We start from the raw sequence: 22,068 nt of genomic DNA, 5'->3' as shown, positions 1-22,068 counted from the left end.
GCCTCCTCAGCTGGTCCAGGGACCGCCGAGGTTCGCAACCAATATAATGCGCAGCAACTGCGCACACTATCATGGGAATTCGCCGGTTACGCCGCGCTCCTCCGCATTACCGCTTCCTCGCGATAAGGCATCTTATGCGCAGCTCGCCATAAGATTGCCCAGGCGTCGGCATAGGCATCGTAGATCGCGATCTGCTCGCGCGTCAGCTCATGCCGCAGGATGTCATATTCGACGCCTGCGAAACTGAGCGCTCTGGCGGTGTAGAGGCCAAGCGCCTTGAGGTCGCGGGCCACCAGCTCCATCGCGGCGATGCCGCCCTTGCGGATGCCCGAGATGAACTGCTCGCGGTTGCTGAAGGCCGTTTCCGGGCCCCAAAGTCCGAGCCGCACGGCATAGGCAAGGTTGTTGACGTCGGACGCGCCAGTGGCCGAGGCATAGAGGACGCGCGCACCGGGCAGATGGTTCTGGAGCAGCACCCCGCTGATGCCCTGCTGCGAACCCTCCTTCTTGCCGAGAGCCCCCTCCCCGCCGGCGACACCGCCCATTTCGTGCGCTTCGTCGAAGCCGATCACGCCTTCGAAATCCTCGCCGGCCCAGTCGATGATCTGCTGGAGGCGGCTGTGGTCACCGCGCGCCGAACGGAGGGTCGGATAGGTGACGAAGAGCACGCCCTGCTCGAGTGGGATCGGCTGATCAATCTTCCAGTTGGCGAGGGGCTGGATGTCGGCGGCGAGGCCGCCAAGCGCAGTCCAGTCGCGGCGGGCGTCTTCCAGGAGCGCCTCGTTCTTGGAAATCCAGATATTTCGGCGCCGCCCGACAAGCCAGCTGTCGAGAATGCAGGCCGCAACCTGCCGTCCCTTCCCTGCCCCCGTGCCGTCGCCAAGAAAATAGCCCATGCGGTAGGCGCGGCCGTCTTCCGCCTCGCTGAGACCGACACCCTCCTTTGCGGGCTTGAACTTGCCGGGCAGAAACTGGTCCCAGGCGTGGCCCGCATAGACGACGGTCTCGAGCTGCGAGGCCGACAGCAGCCGCTCCGATACGGTGCGCTCCGGCAGGTTCGGGACATAGGCGGGGATCGGCGCCGCGATCGAGCCCATCGCGACCGATTCGACGAGGGCGGTCGGATGTTCGCCGGCAGCCTCGAAGGTGATCCGGCTCGGGCGATAGGGAAGGTAAACGCCGACTTGTTCGAGGAGTGGCGCCGGCGTCTCGAGCGGTGTGTATTCGACCGGCAGGACATTGTTGCGCACCGGCGCGTGATAAGGGCGCGGCTGCGCGCGATTGCTCTTCATGGCGCGAAAGAGCGAGGGACTGCTCGATCGCTTCGGGGCAGGTGCCGAGGGGGCGCCGAGAACCGCACGGTCGTGGATCGTGAGTGCGCCGATGAGGTCGCGGATCGAAGTGCGTTGGATCGTCGCCGGAATGGTCTTGCCCGCCACCTTGTCGATGACGAAGAGCCTCACGGCGATCGAGGTGCCGTGCTTGAGATAGCATTTCTCGAGGCGCACCGAGGTTCGAACGCTGACATCGCGCAACGTCGTCTCGAAGAGATCCCGCATCCGTGCATTGGGGCCGAACCAGTCCGGCATGATGGCAACGAGCCTGCCGCCCGCCTGGAGACGGCGAAGGGCCGCCTGGAGATGGCGAACCGCAGCGTGCGCGTCCGCGCCAAGACCGACCGAGCGGGAGAATGGCGGGTTCATGAGGATCAGGCTCGGCCGCGGCGCGGCTGCCAGGGTCGAGTTGATCGTCCCGCCGTCGTGGCCAGTGACAATGGCGTCGGGGAATACGTCGGCGAGCCGGGCCCGGCGGGCTGGCGCGTATTCGTTGAGCTGCAGGGCCGCGAAGTCGCGGCAGTGCGCGACGAGCAGGCCGTTGCCCGCGCTGGGTTCGAGGATGACGTCATCGCGCTGGATGTTGGCGAGAAGCACCGCGATCGCCGCCAGATCGACCGGCGTCGAGAATTGCTGCCATTCGATCTGGTCCTCGCTGCGGACGGTCTGGGTGGGCAGCCGGTCCAGGAGATCGCAGGCGGCACCGACATCATCGAACGAGCGGAGGGGATAGGGGCCGAACTGGAGATGGTGCGCGAGTGCGTGCTCGAGGATCTCGAAGCTATCACGCTGGGTCCAGAAGCCCTCGGCGTCCGTCCCTCCAAAGCCCTCGACCATAGCCGCGTTGAGGTCCGCGCGGGTGATCGGGTCGGTCGAACGCAGGCGATCGGCAAGAATGACGGCCGCGCGGCGTTCGGCCGCGGTGGCGGTATCGAAGAGATCGGACATGGTGGGGTCTCCGGACTGGCTGCCCCATCGGCAGCATCAGTCCTCCGACCCCCCTCCCCTTCTCATTGCGCTGTGTTGGCCATGTTCCACGGCAGGAGCCTTGGAAGCGGAACAGCCATAGTGTTGAAAGCCGGGATGCTTTGGCGCCCGTCAGGCCGGCATTTGCACCACGATCTTGCCCTTCGCGTGCCCGGATTCGAGATGCACGAATGCGTCGGCTATGTCGGCAAAGGGAAACACACGATCGATTACGGGCTCGAGCTTCTTTTCTTCAATGAGGCCGGCGAGTTCCGCGAGCTCGGATCCGCTCGGCTGCATGAACAGATATCGATAGGTTACGCCGTGTTTTCTCGCCTGCGCGCGGAGCCGATAGCTCGCCGCCCAGAATAGCGCGGTGAGCAGAAATCCCCGGCGAAGATCCTTTCTCGCTGTCTGAGGCTCGGGTGTCCCTGCGATCGATACGACTTTGCCGCCAGGCTTCACGACCTGGAACGACTTCAAGAGGGTATCCCCGCCGATCAGGTCGAAGACGCCGTCCATATCGCGCACATGATCCTCGAAACGCTGCGTCGTGTAGTCGATCACGACATCGGCGCCGAGGCGCTCCACCAGTGCCCTGCCCCGCTCTGAAGCCGTGGTCGTAACTTCCGCGCCGAGCCATTTGGCGATCTGGATGGCAAATGTGCCGACGCCTCCGGCACCGCCGGGGACAAACACGCGGCTCCCGTCCTTGAGCTGCAATTCGTCACGAAGGGCCTGAAGCGCAGTCAGGCCCGCAAGCGGCACGCCTGCGGCCGCATCGAAATCAAGCGTCGCGGGCATCCTGGCCAAAAGGCCTTCCGGTACGACGGCATAGTCTGCGAACGCGCCCATGGATTCCTTTGGCATCCGCGCGAAGACGCGATCACCAGGAGCGAATTGTGTCCCGGCTGTCGGGGAAGTTTCGACGACGCCGGCAAGTTCGTTGCCCATCGTGATCGGCAAGGGATAGCGCTGAACGATTTTCAGCATGCCCTCGCGCGTCTTGAAGTCGACGGGATTTAGGCCGGCCGCATGCACACGAACCAGGATTTCACCCGGTCCGGGTTCGGGACGCGGAATCTCGCGAACTACCGTCGCCTCGGGTCCCCCATAGCCTGTCAGCATAAAGGCTTTCATGGTCGCAATCATGCCTGAAATCGGCCGGCGTTGATAGATTCCTCCTTCCACGAGGTTGGAGGGGTGACGATCCTCTTATGCGGCCATGCGTCTCTCGAGCAGCTTGGCCCAATCCTTGATTCCGCGCGGCGGCGGCATTCGTTCGATCGTGAGACCCGGGCGAGCGTAGAGCAGCTCCGCCTGGTCGGCGGCGCGGGCGCCTTCCGCATCATTATCCTGGGCGAGGATGAGGGTTTGCACCTGCTCCGGCAGCCGGATCTGGTGAAGGCGCCTCGCTCCGAGACTTGCCCAGCATGGAAGCGCATTGAGAATGGTGAAGGCGCGAGCGGTCTCGAAGCCTTCGGCCAGTGCGAGGACGGCGGCGCCCCGCCCTCCCCCCTGCCACGCGCCCGCCGCCGGTCGACCGAGCATGAGCTTCATGCGATAGCGCGCCGTTATCGGATCGAGGAATATTCGTTGCACGGCTGTCAGGCGCCGCCCTTCTCGAACCGCCACAAGAAGAGCCGGGTGGAAGCTTGTCCAGGGCTTCGGCCGGTACGGACAGCGCGGATGGAAGCGCAGATCGTCGGTGATCGGCGCGAGGTAGCGCGAGGCGAGATAGCGTTCCGCCAGCGTACCTTCGAGGGAAAGGGCGTCATCCCATAGCCGGTTTGCATTGCCCGACGAGACCGCCGGAACATCGGTGTAGCTGAAATGCTTGCGGATCGGCACACGCCGGAGTTCGCGCAGGATGTCTTCCCGATCGCATCCGGCGAAACAGGTCACCAGGATGCCGCGATTACCCTGGCGGATCGACAGGCTTGGGGTGCTGTCGGAATGCGCCGGGCACAGGCACATCGCGGTTCTTCCGTGCCAGGTGCCACCAAGTGCGCCAACGAGATCGATGAGTTGCTGGGAAGGTCGTTCGGCTGTGAGGGCCATGATCGGCTCCTTTCACAACCTTGTCCCCCCCTCTCCTTCTCCTCGGCCGGCCATTAGCGCATCGTTTCGGATGCTATTGAAAGGCTAAGCACAACGGACCGTGCAATGAGGCGTGTCGCAAAATCACTTGATGACAACGAATAGTCCTGGCTGGCGCCGAATCGGTGTGGATTTAGATCTTCCTCCCCCGCGCGCTGTGTCTGCGGAGAATCTTTGAGGCGATTCGCGTTGCTTTGGATTGGCGTCGGCCGAGCGTGCAGGTCGAACGATATCCACGGATAAGTCCTCGAGCACGGCGTACAGGAGGGCGACTCATCTTGATTTTCGGCAGGGTTTCTAGGTGAAATGATACTGCCCCGAACGGTCCGGGACTCGGCGGCGACAAGGAGGCATGTCCCTGAGTGCCGTGGGTGATGCCGCCCTATTTGACTAACTACCCTGCATTTGGCATAGCTGTCCGGGATTAGGGGCCATTATGCGGTGATTTTCACGAACCGTGGCCGGTTTGGGTTCAAGAAGGGGACATGCCCATGCTGTCGGGTCAGATTCTCGATGCGATGATAACCTCGTGCGAGAATGCCAAGACGGTCTTGCGGCAAGCGGCTATCGATCCATCCGATCGCAAAACGCTGAACATTTCAATGGGCGCGACCGTCGCCGCTGAATTGCTCGGCAGAACGCCGGAAGCACTTTCCAAGGCGGAGGCGCGCGGCCGACTGCCCGCCCCCAAGACGGCAACCAATGGACGCCGGTTTTACACGGTCGAAGACTTGATCGCGATCCGCGAGAAGCTGGGCATCAAGATGGGCAAATTGCCCTCCGAACGTGCCGTCGTCATCGCCGTGCAGAACTTCAAGGGCGGCGTCAGCAAATCGACGACAGGCAAGCATCTTGCAGACTATCTCGCGCTGCGGGGATACCGAGTCCTCGTGGTCGATTGCGATCCCCAGGCATCGATGAGTGTGATGTTCGACGTCAATCTCGAGGCATTGGTGGACGAGACGCATACGCTCTCAAACTTCCTCTCGCCGCGTATCGACGAAGCCGATTCGCTGCGAAAAACGATCCAGAAGACCGCCTGGCCCAATATCGATATTTGCCCGGCGAATCTCGGTCTGCAGGACACCGAATGGGAACTGACTGCAACCATCGAGGAAGGCCCGACCGCCATTGCCGGCGCGTTCCGGATGTTGAGGATCGGCCTGGAAGAAGTGCGGCACGATTATGATGTCGTGATTCTCGATCCTCCCCCGGCCATGGGCTTTTTGGGTGTGAACACGTTGACGGCGGCGGACGGCTTGCTGATCCCCGTTCCGGCCCGGCAGCTCGACTATCTTTCGACGATCCACTTCATGCAGACGTGTCGGGAAGCGATGGACCTCGTCTCGAAGTTCGATACTTCGATCGACTACGGGTTCATTCGTGTCGTCTGCACCATGTTCCAGCCCAACAGGACCAACGAGGCGCAGATGCTTCAGGTCATGGAGAAAACCTACGCCGGTCAGATGCTATCGACGCCGATCCTCCTGTCGGAAGAGATCAAGAATGCCGGTCTGTCGATGTCGTCGATCTACGAGATCAACAAGCCATATGGGTCACACCAGACCTACACGCGGTGCCGCGACAACCTCAACATGGTGTTTCGCGAGATCGAAAAGGATATTTGCAAGCAGTGGCCGTCGCGGATGGCGCAGGTCGGCACCGACAGACTGACGGAGGCGGCATGAGCAGCGCTGGGGGCAGGCGTCGCAGTCTACTGGCGAGCGCCATCGAGAGCATCGGGACGACCCCTGCCCCGACTTCCGTGCCCGAGGCGGTCGACGCCGAAGTGCTGGTCGATCGCGACAAGCCCGTCGACGAGCCGTCCACGCCCTCTTTTTTGGAGCGGCGCGGTATTGCGTTCGACGAGATCGCACGCACCGTCAAACGCCCGACGATCCGTCTGAAGCCCTCGGAATGCTCTATCTGGCCGGGGAACGCTCGCGATCATGCAGCTCTGAGCTACGAACGCTGTGCGTCGCTCATCGATTCCATCCGGGAGGAAGGAACCAACCGCGAGCCGGTTGTTGTGCGGCGGACGCCAAACGCCGACAATCCCTATGAGCTGATCGTCGGCACCCGCCGGCATTTCTCGGTTTCATGGCTACATGCCAACAACCATAGCGAAATCGAGCTCGTTGCTCGTATCGAGACGCTTGACGACGAGGCCGCATTCAGGCTCGCCGATCTTGAAAACCGCGAGCGCGAGGACGTCACTGATCTCGAACGGGCGCGCAATTACAGGCACGCCGTAGATGCGTATTACAACGGCGTTCGCACGCAGATGGCCGATCGCTTGGCGATCCCCAAGCAGAACCTCCACAACCTCCTCCAGCTCGCGGAATTGCCGGACGAAGTCGTAGCAGCGTTTGCCGAGCCTGGAGACGTCAAGGTCCGGCACGGCATGCGGCTCTCCCCGTTGCTGAAGAACGAGCAGCACCGCGACGCGATCATCGCCGCGGCTGTGGCGCTGCATGCGGAGCAGCAGGCGCTGAAGGATGCCGGAAGCGACAAGATAGAGGGGATCAAGGTTTGCGAGCGCCTGGCTGCGGCTGCGGCGACGCCTGCGGTGTCGAAGAAGTCCCCTCCCCGCGCCAAGCCCGCCCTGACAGCAGCTTCAGGCAAGGAGATCGGTCAGGTTCTCGCCGATACACGGGCCAAGGGCATTACCATCAACATCAATCCCAAGGGCGCAGCTTCGGTCGAGGAGATTCTCGAAGCGCTTCGCCCTGCCATCGAGAGTGCGAAGTTCAGTCGGAATTAGGCGGAAATCGGATTTAAGGCTTTATTTTCAATTAGTTGGCTCCCGGTAAAATGCGTTTTACCGATGCCACGGGACACGAGATGCAACAGGATCACCGCGAAGACGGTCAGGTAGACCTCTTTCTCCCTCAGTTGACTGCGCTTCCTCTCCGGGATCAGCGCGAGACGATGGAGCGGCCCTTTTTCTCGCTGTCCAAGCGCAAGCGGCTCAAGCCGATCGACTATGTCAGCCCCGATCGCAAGATCACGGTCCACGTCTCCGCGAACTCGGAATATGGCCTGGCGACCATCTATGATCTCGATATCCTGATCTACTGCGCGTCGGTTTTGATCGAGCACAAGCGCCGAGGTACCAACGATATCCCTCAGACGCTGCACGTCGTCCCGTACGATATGCTGAAGACGCTCAAGCGTGAGGTTGGCGGGCGCGCTTACGATCTCCTGGGAAATGCGCTCGACCGTCTCCAATCGACGACGGTGAAGACGAACATTCGTTCGGGGGATGCTGTCGAGACCACCTTCTCCTGGATCGACAGCTACAGCCAGCTCAAGGATCGTTCGGGCACTGTCCGCGGCATGCGGATCACGCTCGCTAAATGGTTCTACGACGGTGTCCTGATGGACGGCGGCGTGCTCGCAATCGACCCCGCCTATTTCTCGATGACTGGTGGCCGTGAACGCTGGCTCTATCGGGTCGCGCGCAAGCATGCCGGTGGGGCCGGTAGCGACGGCTTCGCCATCTCAATGCCAACGCTCTTCGAGAAGTCAGGGGCAGAAGGCGACTATCGGCGCTTCAAGTTCGAAATGACTAAGATCGCCCGGGAAAACGATCTGCCGGGCTATTCGCTGGAGATCGAACAGCGTGACGATGCCGAACCGCTGCTGCGTATGATTCGGCGCGATCGCGAGCTGTCCGAGGAGGGTAAGCCCTCCCCTGCCCCCGGGCAGGTTTCGCCTCCGGCCGCCAAGGCTAGGACACCTGAGGAGGCTCCGATCTCCTTCCCCACGAGCGGCCATATTTCACATTCGGCATTTGGTGCGATCGCCCGCGCCAACCTGCCGAGCCCGCAACGGGACCATGGCCTAGTGGGAGACGACTTCCGGACCTTCTTGCGTCAACGCGAGATCGCGTTTGATGCGAAGAACATCACGCAGATTTTCGCCACCTTTTGCGCGAAGCAGCGCCCTGTAAACTGAGCGGCGCTGTACACGCCCGCCGACGAAACGGTCCTTCAGGAACACGCTCGAAAAAGTGCGCGGCACGCCCAGGCCAAACATCCAGCTGGGCGTTCCTGAAGTAACGAGCTGTGGCTCAGATCTCAACGCATACGGTTTCATGGGCAGTCGATGGAAGACCGCGAGGTAGGCATCGGCGGCCTTTCGCGGCCCTCCTTGCCCCATAGCATCCGCCTCGGACCGGTTTGCCAGCCCTTCAACCGGGCGATGCAGACATGCAGCTCGTCCGCACGGTACTTGAGGAACGGTGCTGTCAGGTCGGAATTCCTGATCACATTAGCCTTGCCGGAACGCCGCGTGTCGAATTCGCGATGATCGACGTAGGCAATGTCGCGTCGGCGGACGGAGACGAGCTTGAGGAATCTCGCGAAGGACAGTGCGGTCTTTCGTAACCGGTGGTGGTGGTGTCGATTTTTGGGCTTCCAAGGGGCGGTAAGCTCAAGATCGAGCAGCGTCTGCACCATGGTCTCCCAGACGCCTTGCTCCCGCTAGCGCCAGAAGCGCGCATAGACCAAGGTCCACTTGCCATAGCGGCCATGCAGGCCGCCCGACGGAAAACCAACCCGCAGGACATGTCGGTGAGACAGCGTCGATGTCACCGGCACCCACGCATACAGACACCACCCAGCAAAAGCGACCGGCAGGCCTCCCATTGCGCATGCGTCGGATCGTCGTGATCCGTGCCATCTTTGCAAAGAGGAACTCCGTGTCAGAACCGGACCGGTACGGGGTCCCTTCTTGCCAACGCGGCATAGGGGAGGGAGGAATCTGGCCTCGTCGTATTGCTGCCGTTCCTGAAATACCGTGCCGGCTCCAGATGGGCGGACGCGGGTATCGTGCGACGTGCACGCCTCGGGACCATCGCCCTACCGGGAATGCGTTCCCAATGTACCGTTCAAGAAGTGGCCGCCGTCGCCGAGAGCTCCGCAATACGAGCTACGGAATGGCGGAACCGCGACCGTTCGGCCCGAGAAAGCGCCGAAACTGCCGCCCTACGACGACGCTGTCACAGGGATCCGTTCCTAAAGGACCGTTGCTGAGTCGTGTGAGGATTCGCGGCTCGCTAAGACAGCCGCCATTGGCCACTTCGAGGCTTGGAGAAACGCTCTCAATGACGCCCACTCAATTTTCAGCACCAGACGAGCAAAGTGCCCGGAACCCACGGAAAACAGCCACATTCTGGTTGAGTAAAACGCGTTTTACCGCGGTGGTCCGGCGTGTCTACTGCAAAATTCGGCACGGTATTTCAGGAACGGGGCACGGTACATAAGGAACCGAATCACGGTTCATTGGGAACGGCTTGCAGGGTATTTCAGGAACGGTCGAACGGTATAACGGGAACGGGCTCATGCTGGCGACTCGCACTGACTCGGCGAGTCGCGGAAGGTTCATCCACAGCCTAACCTTTTATCCTATTCTCTAAAGAGATTAACGACGCCTGCGGCGCTTCCTGTCTTTGAAGAATTAGGACGAAAGAAGGGCTGGGATCGACCGCCATGCTTTACCCGCTTAGCCCCGTCGAGCCGCACTGCCGGAGTCGGCACCTCGCGGCCACACAGCCGACCCCGGTCAATCACCACCAACCGCTGGTCGTCCCGTTGGCGACCTTTAGGAACATTTGACCCCGCTGTCAGTGGGAACAACGCAAAGGTACTTCCGCCGAACGAGCGCTGCGAGACCAGAACAAAATCCGAAATGCCGCAGAATGCCGCCCAGAGGCACGCTGAGCGTGTAATCAGCGCCCGACGTCCTCGGGTAAGCAAAGCACGCCAAAACGCGCCGTACGGGCTTCCTGGAGAGGCGTTTCCAGAGACGCATTCAACCCGCACCGACACCTCAAACCCGCCGCAGGCCGAAACTGAGCGTGCGCGCCAGATAGCCGTGTCAGCCATCGCGCATACTAGCAACCACTTCCCACAAATTGGCAGCGGGCATAGTTGGCGCCAGTCGATCAATCTCAGGGATCTCCGGGTCGAATTTCTCGAACGCAGTGGGAAGCCCATGACGGGAAGGGGAGGGGCCCCTGGGCGGTCCGCTCACTGGCTCTGCAGCCGAATTCCATGCCGATGCCTAGCAGGTCGGCCAACCGCCAACTCCCGCGCTGACCGAACGAGAGCCTCGTGCGAATCCTGAGAATTGCAGACCTGCAATTTTTTGGGGATAGGGACTACGGGCCCGATCAAGGTGCAATTTGTCACCGATCCCGCCGCAGGCATTGAGCCTGAAAAGAAGGCCGGCGATCGTGGGTATGCTCTGGAAGTGAGGGAGCCGAAGACCATTTGGAAAGCCTCGCACCGTCTGGTCGTAGCAGTGCGTTGTGACTCGTAGTCCCAGCTTACAGTCGCATTGACCGGAAGAACGGCTGTCTCACCCTAGTCTGAAAGGAGGGATGGTACGTGAGTGAGGTCAAACAGGGATCGAATCATCTCCGGCGCGCCCGATCTCCGAAGCAACGCGCGCGCCACGTCGAAGAAGCTCGTCGATATTCGCCATCTCCTGATCGAAAGCGTCGAACACGTCTGCCAGCCCGCGGTTTGCGGGAAGGGAAGGGGGCTCATTGCGGGGACGGCCGCGCTTGGGTGGTGTATAACCAAATTCGACGGCGAGGTCGGTGCTCAGGAACAGCCGCCATGTGCGCCTCTGGGTGATCTCGACGAGCAGGCCACAAGTGATGCCGCGCGCGAGGAGCTTGCTCGCACCGGCAACGCTCATGCCGAGCAGCTCGGAGACCGACTGGGGCGAAAGCATTGGCCGGTGATGAAGGAGGGCCGCAAGGGCCGGGAGACTGCCGGGCCGATATTCTGCAAAGATCGCGCGCTGGGCATCGCGATGGAGCCGCTCGAGGTCGTGCAGGCGTTCGAGGTTCGCGGTGGCGCTCGCCTCGAGACTGCGCATCGCCGCGTACCAGTCCTCGTCGCCAATCGTCCGCTTGAGCCGAAACGCCTTCACGCCGCCGGCTAGGCAGGGGAGGGCGGAGGTCACCAAGCCTTTGTCGCGCAGGGCAAAGGGCAGCGAGAGCCAGGGCAGGGCGGTGCCGTCGACACGCGCATGCTGGCGGACGCGGTCAAGCGCGCGGATCAGCGGCGGATGTTCCGTGGCTATCTCGATCTCGCCGATCGCGGTCGGGAGCGCGTCGCGCCAGGCGAGGGGGTCGGGATCGCGCAGGGCAGCCTCCCAGTCGGCAAAGCGATCGAAGAGGTCGAGGTTGGTCGACCGCAGCGGCCGGCCGGGGATTTGCAGCCCGCAGCCCCAGGAAAATACGTCGATCTCGTCGATCTCGGCCGACTGCAGTTGGAGCGCGCGGGTATAGCCGCTCCAGGCGGCGCGCCGAGCCCAGGCCGATGCCACCGAACTCACGCAAAACCGGGCATCCAGACGCGTAATTGCGGCCGTGCAGGAGGCGATCGCGGACACCATCCTGACGCTGTAGGCCGGGCCATAACGGCTGTTGGAAAGCGGCGCGTCCATGCCGTCTTTTAACTCAGAGCGCCTCTCAGTCAAATTGGCTGATATGCGTAGTCGTGATAATGGGTGTTTATCGCGACCCTATCATTTAAGACAAAGCCGGGCTATTGCTCGCCGCCATGGCGAAAACGGCCCTCACACGCAGGCAAGCTACGCCGCCGGCTCGCGTCGACGACGTTGTCGGCGAGGTGCGGGCGCTTGCGATCGGCCGGGCGGTGGTCGATCCCCAGCTCGTCGAAGCCGCCGCGCGCGCCTGGTCGGCGAACACGATCCGCGCGTTTCTCTCCGACATGAAGCTCTGGGACGCCTGGTGCCGACGGGCGCACGTGCGGGCAGGGGAGGCCAGCGCCCAGACGGTCGCGGCCTATATCCGCGCCTTGTCTGGTCAGGATCACGACAGCGAAGCCGCGCGGGCGACGCGGCCGCGCGCGGCCGCGACGATCGCGCGCTATCTCGTCAACATAGGCTGGGCGTACCGGATGGCGGGTCTCGACGATCCGACCGCGGCGCCGCTGGTGAGGCTCGAGCACAAGGCCGCGCGCAAACTGCTCGGCACGCGGCAGGTTCAGGCGCGGGGCATCCGCTTCAAGGGTGATGTCAGCGATCTCGACGCGCCGGCGAGCGGGGTAAGCCTTGCCGTGCTGCTCAAAGCCACACGGCGCGACCTCCTGGGCGCGCGCGACTGCGCGCTGCTCCTGGTCAACTACGATACCGGCTGTCGACGATCCGAACTGGCCGCCATGCGCCTCGAGCATATCGACGGGCCCGACGTCGACGGGGCAGGGGTGGTCGAGATCGGGCGGAGCAAGACCGACCAGGAAGGGCAGGGGGCATTTGCCTACCTGTCACCGGCGACCATGCGCGCGATCGCCGAGTGGTGCAACAAGGCAGGAATCGCGCGCGGGGCCCTGTTCCGGCGCGTGGAGACCTGGTTCGACGGCTCTATCCGCGGTGTAGGGGAGGAGGCGCTCAACCCCGGCACGATCACGCTCATCTACAAGCGGTTGATCCGTCAGGCGTTCGACAAGAAGCTGCTCGGCCCAATGGGCGAGGCCGAGCTCGAGCGCTGGGTGGCCGCCGTGTCGAGCCATTCGATCCGCGTCGGCGTGGCACAGGACAATTTTGCGGCCGGAGAGAGCCTGCCGGCGATCATGCAGGCCTATCGGTGGCGTGATCCCAAGACCGTGATGCGCTACGGCGCGAAACTCGCGGCCAAGAGCGGGGCAAGCGCGCGTCTTGCGAAGCGGTTCAGTGCGGAATAGGCCGCGCTTGAGCCACCGTCACCGTCCGGGACGGTTCCCGAGGTCGTACAGCGGACCCACGGGCAGCCATTTTCCCTTCTGAGATCGCTCCAGCGGGAGCCCGCAGCGTTCGCACAGGGCGGAATAGGCGCCGCCTTGCTTGCCTTTTCCGATCGACGTGAGCGAAGGCTTGTGCCTTCCAAAAAAGCAATACAGCGACATTATCCGATAGTGCCAAACCGATGTGGGAAACAGCAAGCGCAATTACAGATCTTGGCGCTTGGGAATCGAACTTCGCCTCAATACAGAGCTGGATGCCCGCCTCGTTTTTCGCGTCGATCCATATCGGCAGATCAGGGAATAGGCCGCGGATGCGCGGCGCCTGTTGCGGCTCCCTTTCTTCCCACAGATTGGCATCATCGAAATAGACCAAATCGATGTCTGCAGGGCCATGTTCGGGCGGCAGGCCAAATGCAGCGTTCCAAGCCGTCTGCGCGATGGCGCTGCCCGATAGCCAGCATTTCGGGCAGGTCGACGGAGAAGCAGCGATCCAAGATTGTGCCGACCAAAGGGCTTTCCGTTACGATCGCACGCAGGCTGCTATACGATGAAGCTATGTCCATCGAGCCAGCTTAAGATATCTGGCTGCAACGAGTAGGCCGGAAAGCGCATCAATCTCGGCCCGGCTGTTGGCGCTGGGTATGGACGACGAAGCCCCGTGAGGCTATCTTAGCGCAAGGTAATACCTTTTGCTACGGAGGTCGTGCTATGGCAGCGCCAACATCAATCAAGCTCGATGATGCCCTCAAGGGGCGCGTCCAGCACCTTGCGGAAGTGCGGCGGCGCAGCTCGCATTGGATCATGCGCGAAGCCATTGCACAGTATGTCGAACGCGAGGAAAAGCGCGAGGCGTTCCGGCAGGATGCCATACAGGCATGGGACGAATATCAAAAGACGGGCTTGCATCTGACGCTTGAGGAAGCCGACGCTTGGTTGGCGAAGCTCGAAGCGGGCGAGGATGCAGAGCCGCCTAAGTGCCACGTTTGATCTGGACGCCGAATGCGCTGGCCGATGTTCAGCGGCTCTATCGCTGGCTCTTGCCCAAGGATACCGAAGCTGCAACCCGCGCGGTTGCGACGGTCCGGGCCGGGGTCAGGATTCTGGCGGCATCACCGCGTATCGGCCGCCCGGTGGAGGATATGGACCCCGACTATCGGGAAAAGCTGATCGACTTAGGCAACAGCGGCTATGTCGCCCTCTATCGCCTCGAAGGCGAAACTGTGGCCATTCTGGCGGTTCGCCACCAGAAGGAAGCGGGCTATCCATAGGCGCAAATATGGCGCTTATCGCCTGATTTTCGTTAGTGGCCGTCATTCGTCGATCGCCGCCGTAGAACCAGGGGCCGGAGGAGAGCCGTCGCGTACGGCTCCGCCCAGCGCGTCATCGCCCACTCTCCGCCCATCATGGGCATCGTCATCATTACTGGCAGCATAGGCCAGGCGCACGTGGCAATATGTGCGGCGACGCCGCGATCAGTCCTATCCCGATTTCGTTATGTACTAGGTAGAGAGCATAAGCGCGGCTTTTCCAACCGGTACGACTCAAATTCAATCGAGGTCATCGGCCGACATATTGTCGATGAAGCCCTCGAACAGGCCGATGACGTGCCGTGACGAGATGGCCTGCTCGAAATCCTGCGGATGCACGAACTCGTCGCGGAACCATGGATATATGTCACCAGCGAAGCAGCTATTCAGCCATGCTATCGCCAATTGCACGCCTGGAGATGAGGCTCTGCCGGGATTGACTACGCAAAGTATCTCTCGCCGCAACCGCACGTCCAGGTCCAGCGGACGGACCCGCCTGCTGATCGCTCGGGCGTAGGTGGGCAGTATGCCAATGCCTCCACCTGTCGCAATCGCTCGAAAATGAGCGGAACTGCTGTTGGTCCTTATGCCTATCAGTCCAGGTACGTCTGATCGTCCCAGGATGAAGGGCAGGAGGTCAGATGCGACCTGGTCTGCCTCCTGCCACACGAGCTTGTGGTTCGGCCATTCGTCGATCGATGTCGGCGTACCGGCGGCGCTCAGATAGACCTCGGCGGCAAAGAGCATGAGATGCAGGCAGCCAATGCGGTGGACGATGGCCGTTCCTTCGGCGGGAGGCTCGAGTTGCACGGCGAGGTCACATTCGCCGCCGGCAACGTCGCTGCGGCTCATGTCGCAGTGAAGGTCGACATCAAGATCCGGATTGGCGCGCTGGAACTCCACGAGTCGGGGCATCAGCCAGTAGGTTCCCAGGCCCTCGGTGACGGCGATACGGATTCGCTCGCGTTGACCGGCAGGGGGGAGCACTGCCTCGGCGCTCTGCCGCGTTCGTCGCATTTCCCGCGCCGTGAGGAGCAACTGTTCGCCCACCGGCGACAACCGCAATCCAGAGGGCCCGCGCTTGGCAATGCATTCCCCCAGCTTATCCTCGATCCGCTGCAGCCGACGACGGATTGTCCCAACGGCGTGGCGAGTCTTCAGCGCGCCAGCCCGCAGGCTGCCTGCCTCGAAGACATCGAGAAAGAGCTCCAAGTCTGTCCAGTCGACGAGCTTGAGCTTTTCGTGAAAGGACTTCTTGCCACCAGAAGATCGTGTCTCAGGACGGCGCTTGAGGACTTTGGCGGGCTGGCCAAGTATCTTCGCGGCGTTCCGCGATTTCTTTGACGTAGGCAAACCGCGCTCTCCTCCAGTCCGGATCAGGGCAGAATCCGCTGCGAAAAGAGCGCATATGATCTTTCAAAATCAACAATAAAGTCGGTCAATCCGGATCATTACGCATGGTCGGAACAATGCCAGGATACTGCGGAGTCTTGATGGGCAAGCGTCCATGCGCGCGGTGAGATGAGGCCCGCCAACGGCTTGGTGTGTCAAAAGTGCGCCCGCCCGGGCGAAAGATGGCCTCGCGTCAAGGCCGATCTATGCCAGTACTTGAAGAACCCTTCCAGGCATGAAGGGTGATCCATGTATCAGGCGAACATACAGGCCGCTGCGATCAACGGCTTTCACACGATGGCATTTTCCGAGCGCGTCCAACGGCTCTGCGCTACTGGCGTGGAGCGTGTCTCGGTGACGCGCCCGGCGAGCTCGGAAGAAGCGCTTGCTGCGCTGGCGGTTGCGAGAATCCATCTGGGAGGGCTGGTCTCCGACGATGTCGCCGCGGCGGCAATCGCGCACAACCCGGACATCTTTCATCTCGTGGGGGAGCGGGGCGAACGAGCGGATCGACCGGCTTTTCTCGCCTATCTCCCGCTCAATCGGCGAGGGGCCTGGGCGCTCGTAAATCAGCAATTCAGCGGAATGCGGCCGGACTTGACGATGGTCTGCCGCGCCGATGAGCGCCCCCACGCGATCTACATCTGGCTGATCTTTGCGCCCGGCACGCTGACCCCCACGCTTCGCGCGCTCGCTCCCCTTCTCGGCCGGGTCGCGCCTGAGGGTTGTCCGCTATTCACGCGGGGCGTGACCGGGCACACGTCTCGTCTGTTCCCTGCCATGGGGTTCGTCGAAGCGCGGGCCGCCTATCCCAATGCCGCTGCGGATCTGCTGGGGCTGTCCCCGCGCTCGGGATTCCCGGTCTTCGAGAACGATGCCGTTGCCCGGGCAGCAGGCGCGATTACGGTGCGTGTGGCGCGCACGATGGAAGACATGCTGAAGTGCTTCACGATCCGGTCGGCGACCTACATGGCGGAACAGGATTGCCCGTTCGACGAGGAGTTCGACGGGAACGACTTTTGCGCGACACATTTCCTCGGCGAGATTGACGGTGAACCGGCGGGCTGCATTCGCGTGCGCTATTTCGCGGATTTCGTAAAATTCGAACGCCTCGCTGTCAGGCACGAATTCAGGAACTCGCGATTATCCTTTCGGCTCGTCCGTGAGGCGATCGACCATTGCCGTCGCAAGGGATACCTCAAGGCTTACGGACACTCGCGCAGCGACCTGGTCCGCTTCTGGGGTATATTCGGGTTCAGGGCGATCGCGGGCCGACCGCATTTCACCTTTTCCGAGGTCGAATATGTCGAGCTCGAGGCCAGCCTCGCGGCGACGCAGGACCGGCTCGTCATTGGTGTCGACCCCTACATGCTGATCCGGCCTGAAGGAGATTGGGATCGGCCTGGTCCGCTGGACCGATCATCATCACGCCCCGCGTCCATCGGGCCGCGCAGGCGCAATCATGGACCATCCATCGAACGAAAGGCGCAGGACCTGACATCGTCCTCCCTGGCGAGCGTGTAGTGTCAGGGTCGGAGATGCAGCGGGACCGTCGGGCGCCATTTCCCGAGATGGATGGTCCGGATGTCGCGTGCAGTTGCGCAGGCGGTTTCGCGCGAGCCGGGCCGGCGGGTCCATCGGGGGGCGCCCTGCCCGGGGCCGACCTTGCACGTTGGGCGCTTATGGCCAGGCGCCTGCGCGAAGATGTGATTGGCGGAGAGCTCTTCTCAGATCCGGCGTGGGACATCCTTCTCGACCTTTACACCGCGCTTGCCAGAGGGGCTCGCGTCAAATCCAGCAGTGTCGCAGTGATCGCCGGCGTGCCCCCAAGTACAGGGCGGCGCTGGGTGAGCAAGCTTCTCGAGCTTGGCCTCATCGAGCGGGTGAAAGAAAGGGCGGATCAGCGTTTCACCTACTTAGGGCTTAGCGCGAAGGGGCGGGATATCATGGAGGCCTTCATGATGCGCCTGGTTGGAAAGGGCCTCCCGACTCTGCCGCACCACTGATCAGGGAAGATCGCTGAGATCGCTCGAACGACGGGATCGAGGCGACGAGCAACCCGTTGGCCGCGGGGTCGCCCTTCTGGCGCGCTGAGGGGGCAGGGGAGCGGCGTAGCGGCCGAAATTCGACCTTAGCTCCCGTTTGGCGCGATCGACGGCCCGCTGAATGAAGGCTGCTCCGTCGCCATCGCCATGGTCCATCTGGTCGAGAAGCGCCAGCGCCTCGTCGAGCCGCCTGATGATCCCAACCAGTCTGCACTGTGTGTCGCGGTCGGATTTCATGCCCAGCTTGACCTTCTCTATCATAGAGGGCGGGGGCTGGTATGCCCGATGCCCGCGCGCTCTTGGCGCGGGAGCCGGGCTGGTAATCCCTTCGAGACGTGTGCCGAAGCTTCAGCACCGAAACATCTGGACATGTGCTTAGGCACCCCGGGCATGAAATCGCACCGAGCTGTCTTTCTCGACGGGATTACCAGTCCCGGCGCCTTCACTTCGCAGCGCGGCAAAGCGCCTAACACAGGCGCAGAATCCGGCCAAGACCTTGTTCGGAGATGCTGAAGCGCCGGACAGCGCTCAAGGGGGAGACGGATTCGCGGACGGCCCAACTTGTCCCGGCGATATGCCGGGAAACCATGGAGAGGACTTATTCGTACATATCGAATATGAATCGGGTTGCCATGCATCAGCTTACCCAGATCGAACTGTCCAACTGGCTAGCGCTCTATGTCGCCGCAGGCCTGTGCTGCGCGATCGCTTTCGCGCTCGCCTGCGCCACTGCAGCATTCGAGATTTACCGGGACCGTTCGTGGTCGACGGTCAAGTCCGTCAGGTCCGCCTTGCTCTTTCTGCCCCGCACATGGTGGCGCTGGCAAAAGCTCTATCTGACCTCGACCCCGGTGACCCTCGGCATCGTGACCCTATTCGCCGCGTCGATGAGGTGGGGTTAATCGCGGCAGTATGGCCGTGCTGCCCGGATTGGGATGACACCCCACGCGGCAGGGCGTCGAAATTGCTTACCTCTGGTCACAGCCCAAATGCGCGCGATACCATCGGTCCTACCCGATCCGCCTCGGCGTCTTTCGGAGAAATACATAGCAGGGGTGCGATCTGCTCCATGCGCGGATGGGTGACGGCCTTTGCTGCAAGATAAGCATCGTCGGCAGATCCCATGGCTTCGATCACGATCTGTCGGATTTCGCCGGTGCTGCGCGAGCGCGCTTCGAGCAGGAAGTCGGGACGGCATGGGCCGATTTCCGTCAGCGTGTCGAACACGGGCTTCTCGAGCACGAGGTCGATTCCCTGGCCATTGAAGACTCGCCGGAGCTGAAGCAACGCGCGCAGGACGGTCCGCTCAAACTCGGAGTCGACCGGGATGAAGCGTCTCCCGGAGAAGATAGGCTGGGCATAGCCGCGGAGCGGCGCATAACCGTGGGCTTCGGGATACTCGCCGGCCACGATCAGGACGAGGTAGGGACCTTTGATCGTGTTGCCCCGTACCGATGGCGATTGGACCCGATTGGCGAGGATGACCGGGTCGCAGCCTGCCACCTGGATCGTTGATCCTCGAAACTCCTGGGCGAAGAGCGCGAGAAACGCTTGTGGAGCGTGACCGCGCGGCCAGCGCCGCGCAAGTTCGCGCAGACCCGCATAGACGCGCTTGCTGTGAAGGGCCTGGGCATGGGTCCAGAAAGCGCGGCCGAGTTCCACGCCTGGAGCGATCTCGACCTTTTCTGCTGCCATGGAGAGCGACCGGAACTCGTCGCCGATCGAGTGGTATCGCCTCTCATGCGAGAGGGGCGGGGTACGGTTCAGCCCCGCGATATGGATGAGGCGCCATAGGAGCCGCGCGAGTCGCGGCACGGAGGCCTGGCGGGTGCGGTCGTCGCTGCTCTCTTCTTCCGGTCGTTGAGAGAGTTTCTCGGGCGCGGGCCTGAGCACTTCGAAATAGCCCGAGGGGGGATCGGCGGGGCTCTCCGGTGTGCGGACCTCGGTGACGCGGTTTGTCGCCTGGTCGCGAAAGAACGGGCAATCCGGCAAATGCTCAGGTCGGTTCGCGCTCGTAAGGCGGCGGAGGTAATAGGTCTCGGCTTCCGACAGGAAGGCAGGGGTGAGGATTGGGGGGGCTTCCTCAGGGGTGAGGCAATCGCAAGCGAGCCATTTCTCGCCAATCCTGGCCTGCTGGACGAGCATGATCCCGGCTTCCTCATCATGCCGGGAGCCCTTGCCGATATACCATCTGACAAGTGCATCGCGAACGGGGGCGGGAAGCGGAATGCGGCCGGCGCCTTGGCCGTCGCTGTGGCGCGCGATCAGCCACATTCGCCAGTCTCCTGTGCTGCGAGATGGCCACGTGGAGCGTCTGGCGGCGGATTGACAAGCCGACATCTGCTGCTCTTCCCTTTCCCCAGTTCGCAAAAGGGGAGGTCTCTATGCGTTTGTATATCCTGGCCGTGGCGAGCCTGGTCTGCTCTGCCCAAGCGCAGGCTGCTCCAAAGGGGGAGCCACCCGCGCGCAGTGTACAGCTCATCGCCATGGGCGCGACGGGCAAGCCGGACGCGGCAACGTCGCCGCAGCCAGCGCAGTCCGATGTTCGCGCTGGAACTCCTTCTGCACCAGGGGTTTCCGACTTCAAGGTCCACGATCTCAGCCGGCGTTGGGTCGAGTTCCAGATGGCCAGCAGTTTCGCCGACGAAAGGACGAGCAAGGCATCCGGCAATGACGAGGATAGGTTCGCCCATGTCGGTGTGGCGCAGCCAGACGGACTTCCCGCTCTCATGGGCATTTCCCAGGTGTCCTCGATCCCGGTACCGCTCTGGATGCGCGGAGGACCGGTGTTCGCCGCTGCGGCCTATAGCTACGCGCCAGGCTGCCACACGCCGGGCTACCGGCCGGCCGGTTTCCTCGCTTCCGATGCCGAGATGCGGCGGGCGAGTTACTACGGGATGATGAGCAACATCGCCTGCCAGTACGGCATCCCGGTGGGGCTGTTCGATGCCATGATCATCCGGGAGAGCCGCTATCGGCCCGATGCTTTTTCGCCGAAGAGCGCTTTTGGTCTCACTCAGTTGATGCCCGACACGGCGGTCTCGCTCGGCGTCAACCGCTACAGTGTGGAAGAGAATCTGCGCGGCGGCGCGAAATATCTTCGCCAGCAACTCGACCGCTTCGGGCACTACCATCTCGCGCTCGCCGCCTATAATGCGGGCCCGGGGCGGGTTCGGAACGGGCTCGTACCGCGGATCGCCGAGACGCAGGCCTACGTCGACAACGTTCTGCTCAACTGGTCGCGGCTGAGCGGGACTTACCGGCAGGCGACGATCGTTCCGAGCGTCCCAGCGGCGCCGGCGACCGCAGATCGGCGCACTTCCGGTCGAACGGTCGCGATAGCCAGTTTCTGAGGAGGCGAGAACCTGCCCCGCCTTGCAGACGAGCGAGCGGCCAGCAGTGAAGGTGTCAGCGCCAGAGTTCATCGCGCTGGGTGATTACGGTGCGGCGTCCCATGACAAAGGCGACGGCCTTGGCGATATCCTCGATCCAGCCGTTGCGAAGAATGCCGACCCAATGGGGTTGCGGCTCGGTACCGTCGATGCCGTTCATGTTCTCAAGCGTCTTCACCAGCTCCTGCCCGAGGTCTTTGACGATGTCGCCAACGAGATTGAGCACGCTCTCGTAACGCGCGTGATCCGAAGGATCGAGGTCGCGTAATGCTTCGGTGCGCAGGAAGGCTTTGAGGATGTTCGTTCCCAGTGCGTCGAGGATCGCTTCCAGCTCATCAACCGTCATGGACAGACGCTTTTGCGGGGTCTGATGAAGAATGCGACCGAGCCGGGATTTGCTGATGCCGGTCTTCTCAGCGAGCGAACGATGCGGCGTGTCGTGCGCGGCCATCAGGTCGCGAATCAGACGAATATAGGCTGGGTCTATCGTGCCGATAGATTGCGAATCCGAGGTTTCCGACATGCAGACCCCCTCCACACCTTCGTGGGCGATGAAGGAAACATGACAGATTCTTTATTTGCAAGTGTGGTTGGGGCCGAAATGAGCAACGTCTAAATCACTGAAAGACGGTATAACTCTTCTAGGTTTCGTGGACAAAGGGTATCCATTGCAGGGCTGAGACGAGATTGACGAAGCCGAGGTAGGACTCTTTGGTTTTGTCGTATCGAGTTGCGATACGCCGCCAGTTCTTGAGTTTGTTGAAGAG

At 62.2% G+C, this 22,068-nt stretch carries 19 protein-coding genes and 2 pseudogenes; 11 read left to right on the top strand and 10 right to left on the bottom strand.

Going from position 1 to position 22,068, the window contains the following annotated elements:
- Positions 1-86: 86 nt before the first annotated feature.
- From ACFQ24_RS06230 to ACFQ24_RS06220, 3 genes are all read right to left on the bottom strand, one after another.
- Positions 87-2,282, bottom strand: a complete 2,196-nt coding sequence (locus ACFQ24_RS06230; RefSeq protein ID WP_380909780.1) for a strawberry notch-like NTP hydrolase domain-containing protein — start codon at positions 2,280-2,282, stop codon at positions 87-89.
- Positions 2,283-2,432: 150 nt separating this feature from the next.
- The gene (locus tag ACFQ24_RS06225) at positions 2,433-3,452 is read right to left on the bottom strand and encodes an NADP-dependent oxidoreductase (RefSeq protein WP_380909778.1); all 1,020 of its coding nucleotides are present in this window, start codon (positions 3,450-3,452) and stop codon (positions 2,433-2,435) included.
- A 63-nt stretch (positions 3,453-3,515) separates the two neighbouring features.
- Positions 3,516-4,361, bottom strand: coding sequence for a DUF7146 domain-containing protein (locus ACFQ24_RS06220; RefSeq protein WP_380909776.1), 846 nt, complete (start codon positions 4,359-4,361; stop codon positions 3,516-3,518).
- 530 nt (positions 4,362-4,891) lie between these two features.
- On the opposite strand from ACFQ24_RS06220, the gene ACFQ24_RS06215 reads away from it, so the two are divergent.
- From ACFQ24_RS06215 to ACFQ24_RS06205, 3 genes are all read left to right on the top strand, one after another.
- Entirely contained in the window at positions 4,892-6,088 is a 1,197-nt protein-coding gene (locus ACFQ24_RS06215; RefSeq protein ID WP_029623213.1) for an AAA family ATPase, read from the top strand.
- The gene (locus ACFQ24_RS06210) at positions 6,085-7,164 is read left to right on the top strand and encodes a ParB/RepB/Spo0J family partition protein (protein ID WP_380909774.1); all 1,080 of its coding nucleotides are present in this window, start codon (positions 6,085-6,087) and stop codon (positions 7,162-7,164) included. The genes ACFQ24_RS06215 and ACFQ24_RS06210 overlap by 4 nt, the downstream gene beginning before the upstream one ends.
- 80 nt (positions 7,165-7,244) lie before the next feature.
- Positions 7,245-8,360, top strand: a complete 1,116-nt coding sequence (locus tag ACFQ24_RS06205; RefSeq protein WP_380909784.1) for a replication initiator protein A — start codon at positions 7,245-7,247, stop codon at positions 8,358-8,360.
- 137 nt (positions 8,361-8,497) lie between these two features.
- Here ACFQ24_RS06205 and ACFQ24_RS06200 read toward each other — a convergent pair whose 3' ends face one another.
- Together ACFQ24_RS06200 and ACFQ24_RS06195 are read right to left on the bottom strand one after the other, a co-directional pair.
- The gene (locus ACFQ24_RS06200) at positions 8,498-8,863 is read right to left on the bottom strand and encodes a hypothetical protein (protein ID WP_380909772.1); all 366 of its coding nucleotides are present in this window, start codon (positions 8,861-8,863) and stop codon (positions 8,498-8,500) included.
- A 1,942-nt stretch (positions 8,864-10,805) separates the two neighbouring features.
- A complete protein-coding gene (locus tag ACFQ24_RS06195) occupies positions 10,806-11,867 on the bottom strand; it encodes a hypothetical protein (protein ID WP_380909771.1) in 1,062 nt (353 codons plus the stop codon).
- Positions 11,868-11,983: 116 nt separating this feature from the next.
- Here ACFQ24_RS06195 and ACFQ24_RS06190 point away from each other — a divergent pair, with 116 nt between their 5' ends.
- On the top strand, positions 11,984-13,126 hold the full coding sequence (locus ACFQ24_RS06190) for a tyrosine-type recombinase/integrase (RefSeq protein WP_380909769.1): 1,143 nt from the start codon (positions 11,984-11,986) through the stop codon (positions 13,124-13,126).
- Here ACFQ24_RS06190 and ACFQ24_RS06185 read toward each other — a convergent pair.
- The gene (locus ACFQ24_RS06185; protein WP_380909782.1) at positions 13,113-13,571 is read right to left on the bottom strand and encodes a hypothetical protein; all 459 of its coding nucleotides are present in this window, start codon (positions 13,569-13,571) and stop codon (positions 13,113-13,115) included. The genes ACFQ24_RS06190 and ACFQ24_RS06185 overlap by 14 nt on opposite strands.
- Positions 13,572-13,873: 302 nt before the next feature.
- On the opposite strand from ACFQ24_RS06185, the pseudogene ACFQ24_RS22690 reads away from it, so the two are divergent.
- From ACFQ24_RS22690 to ACFQ24_RS06175, 3 genes and pseudogenes are all read left to right on the top strand, one after another.
- Positions 13,874-13,945: pseudogene (locus ACFQ24_RS22690) on the top strand (hypothetical protein); the annotation flags it as partial.
- Positions 13,946-13,966: 21 nt separating this feature from the next.
- Entirely contained in the window at positions 13,967-14,152 is a 186-nt protein-coding gene (locus ACFQ24_RS06180; protein ID WP_429615095.1) for a CopG family ribbon-helix-helix protein, read from the top strand.
- A complete protein-coding gene (locus tag ACFQ24_RS06175) occupies positions 14,140-14,433 on the top strand; it encodes a type II toxin-antitoxin system RelE/ParE family toxin (protein ID WP_380909766.1) in 294 nt (97 codons plus the stop codon). The genes ACFQ24_RS06180 and ACFQ24_RS06175 overlap by 13 nt, the downstream gene beginning before the upstream one ends.
- A gap of 279 nt (positions 14,434-14,712) precedes the next feature.
- Here the strand turns inward: ACFQ24_RS06175 and ACFQ24_RS06170 are convergent, their stop codons facing one another.
- Complete coding sequence (locus tag ACFQ24_RS06170; RefSeq protein ID WP_380909764.1) at positions 14,713-15,825, bottom strand: LysR family transcriptional regulator; 1,113 nt, start codon at positions 15,823-15,825, stop codon at positions 14,713-14,715.
- Positions 15,826-16,113: 288 nt separating this feature from the next.
- Between ACFQ24_RS06170 and ACFQ24_RS06165 the strand changes: the two genes are divergently transcribed.
- The 3 genes from ACFQ24_RS06165 to ACFQ24_RS06155 all read left to right on the top strand — a co-directional run bounded on the left by ACFQ24_RS06165 (position 16,114) and on the right by ACFQ24_RS06155 (position 18,811).
- Positions 16,114-17,388, top strand: coding sequence for a GNAT family N-acetyltransferase (locus ACFQ24_RS06165; protein WP_380909762.1), 1,275 nt, complete (start codon positions 16,114-16,116; stop codon positions 17,386-17,388).
- Positions 17,389-17,546: 158 nt separating this feature from the next.
- Positions 17,547-17,870, top strand: coding sequence for a MarR family transcriptional regulator (locus tag ACFQ24_RS06160; RefSeq protein ID WP_380909760.1), 324 nt, complete (start codon positions 17,547-17,549; stop codon positions 17,868-17,870).
- Positions 17,871-18,541: 671 nt separating this feature from the next.
- Positions 18,542-18,811, top strand: a complete 270-nt coding sequence (locus ACFQ24_RS06155) for a hypothetical protein (RefSeq protein ID WP_380909758.1) — start codon at positions 18,542-18,544, stop codon at positions 18,809-18,811.
- Between the two features lie 76 nt (positions 18,812-18,887).
- Here ACFQ24_RS06155 and ACFQ24_RS06150 read toward each other — a convergent pair whose 3' ends face one another.
- Positions 18,888-20,183 (bottom strand): hypothetical protein, encoded by a 1,296-nt coding sequence (locus ACFQ24_RS06150; protein WP_380909756.1) that lies wholly within the window; start codon positions 20,181-20,183, stop codon positions 18,888-18,890.
- Between the two features lie 110 nt (positions 20,184-20,293).
- Here ACFQ24_RS06150 and ACFQ24_RS06145 point away from each other — a divergent pair, with 110 nt between their 5' ends.
- Positions 20,294-21,262, top strand: coding sequence for a lytic transglycosylase domain-containing protein (locus tag ACFQ24_RS06145; protein ID WP_380909754.1), 969 nt, complete (start codon positions 20,294-20,296; stop codon positions 21,260-21,262).
- Positions 21,263-21,317: 55 nt separating this feature from the next.
- On the opposite strand, the gene ACFQ24_RS06140 is transcribed toward ACFQ24_RS06145, so the two are convergent.
- Both ACFQ24_RS06140 and ACFQ24_RS06135 read right to left on the bottom strand, forming a co-directional pair.
- Positions 21,318-21,824, bottom strand: coding sequence for a helix-turn-helix domain-containing protein (locus ACFQ24_RS06140; protein ID WP_380909752.1), 507 nt, complete (start codon positions 21,822-21,824; stop codon positions 21,318-21,320).
- Positions 21,825-21,942: 118 nt separating this feature from the next.
- A pseudogene (locus ACFQ24_RS06135) lies at positions 21,943-22,068 on the bottom strand (IS5 family transposase); the annotation flags it as partial.

Source organism: Sphingobium olei (assembly GCF_042678845.1).
Lineage (GTDB): Bacteria > Pseudomonadota > Alphaproteobacteria > Sphingomonadales > Sphingomonadaceae > Sphingobium > Sphingobium olei.
Note: the sequence above shows the minus strand (reverse complement) of the source record. Positions and strands in the feature narration are given on the sequence as shown.

What these genes read in the sequence shown, in the direction of transcription:
- ACFQ24_RS06230 (WP_380909780.1), bottom strand. Translation starts at nt 2,282, where the DNA reads ATGTCCGATCTCTTCGATACCGCCACCGCGGCCGAACGCCGCGCGGCC.
- ACFQ24_RS06225 (WP_380909778.1), bottom strand. Translation starts at nt 3,452, where the DNA reads ATGATTGCGACCATGAAAGCCTTTATGCTGACAGGCTATGGGGGACCC.
- ACFQ24_RS06220 (WP_380909776.1), bottom strand. Translation starts at nt 4,361, where the DNA reads ATGGCCCTCACAGCCGAACGACCTTCCCAGCAACTCATCGATCTCGTT.
- ACFQ24_RS06215 (WP_029623213.1), top strand. Translation starts at nt 4,892, where the DNA reads ATGCTGTCGGGTCAGATTCTCGATGCGATGATAACCTCGTGCGAGAAT.
- ACFQ24_RS06210 (WP_380909774.1), top strand. Translation starts at nt 6,085, where the DNA reads ATGAGCAGCGCTGGGGGCAGGCGTCGCAGTCTACTGGCGAGCGCCATC.
- ACFQ24_RS06205 (WP_380909784.1), top strand. Translation starts at nt 7,245, where the DNA reads ATGCAACAGGATCACCGCGAAGACGGTCAGGTAGACCTCTTTCTCCCT.
- ACFQ24_RS06200 (WP_380909772.1), bottom strand. Translation starts at nt 8,863, where the DNA reads ATGGTGCAGACGCTGCTCGATCTTGAGCTTACCGCCCCTTGGAAGCCC.
- ACFQ24_RS06195 (WP_380909771.1), bottom strand. Translation starts at nt 11,867, where the DNA reads ATGGACGCGCCGCTTTCCAACAGCCGTTATGGCCCGGCCTACAGCGTC.
- ACFQ24_RS06190 (WP_380909769.1), top strand. Translation starts at nt 11,984, where the DNA reads ATGGCGAAAACGGCCCTCACACGCAGGCAAGCTACGCCGCCGGCTCGC.
- ACFQ24_RS06180 (WP_429615095.1), top strand. Translation starts at nt 13,967, where the DNA reads ATGCGCGAAGCCATTGCACAGTATGTCGAACGCGAGGAAAAGCGCGAG.
- ACFQ24_RS06165 (WP_380909762.1), top strand. Translation starts at nt 16,114, where the DNA reads ATGTATCAGGCGAACATACAGGCCGCTGCGATCAACGGCTTTCACACG.
- ACFQ24_RS06160 (WP_380909760.1), top strand. Translation starts at nt 17,547, where the DNA reads ATGGCCAGGCGCCTGCGCGAAGATGTGATTGGCGGAGAGCTCTTCTCA.
- ACFQ24_RS06155 (WP_380909758.1), top strand. Translation starts at nt 18,542, where the DNA reads ATGCATCAGCTTACCCAGATCGAACTGTCCAACTGGCTAGCGCTCTAT.
- ACFQ24_RS06150 (WP_380909756.1), bottom strand. Translation starts at nt 20,183, where the DNA reads ATGTGGCTGATCGCGCGCCACAGCGACGGCCAAGGCGCCGGCCGCATT.
- ACFQ24_RS06145 (WP_380909754.1), top strand. Translation starts at nt 20,294, where the DNA reads ATGCGTTTGTATATCCTGGCCGTGGCGAGCCTGGTCTGCTCTGCCCAA.
- ACFQ24_RS06140 (WP_380909752.1), bottom strand. Translation starts at nt 21,824, where the DNA reads ATGTCGGAAACCTCGGATTCGCAATCTATCGGCACGATAGACCCAGCC.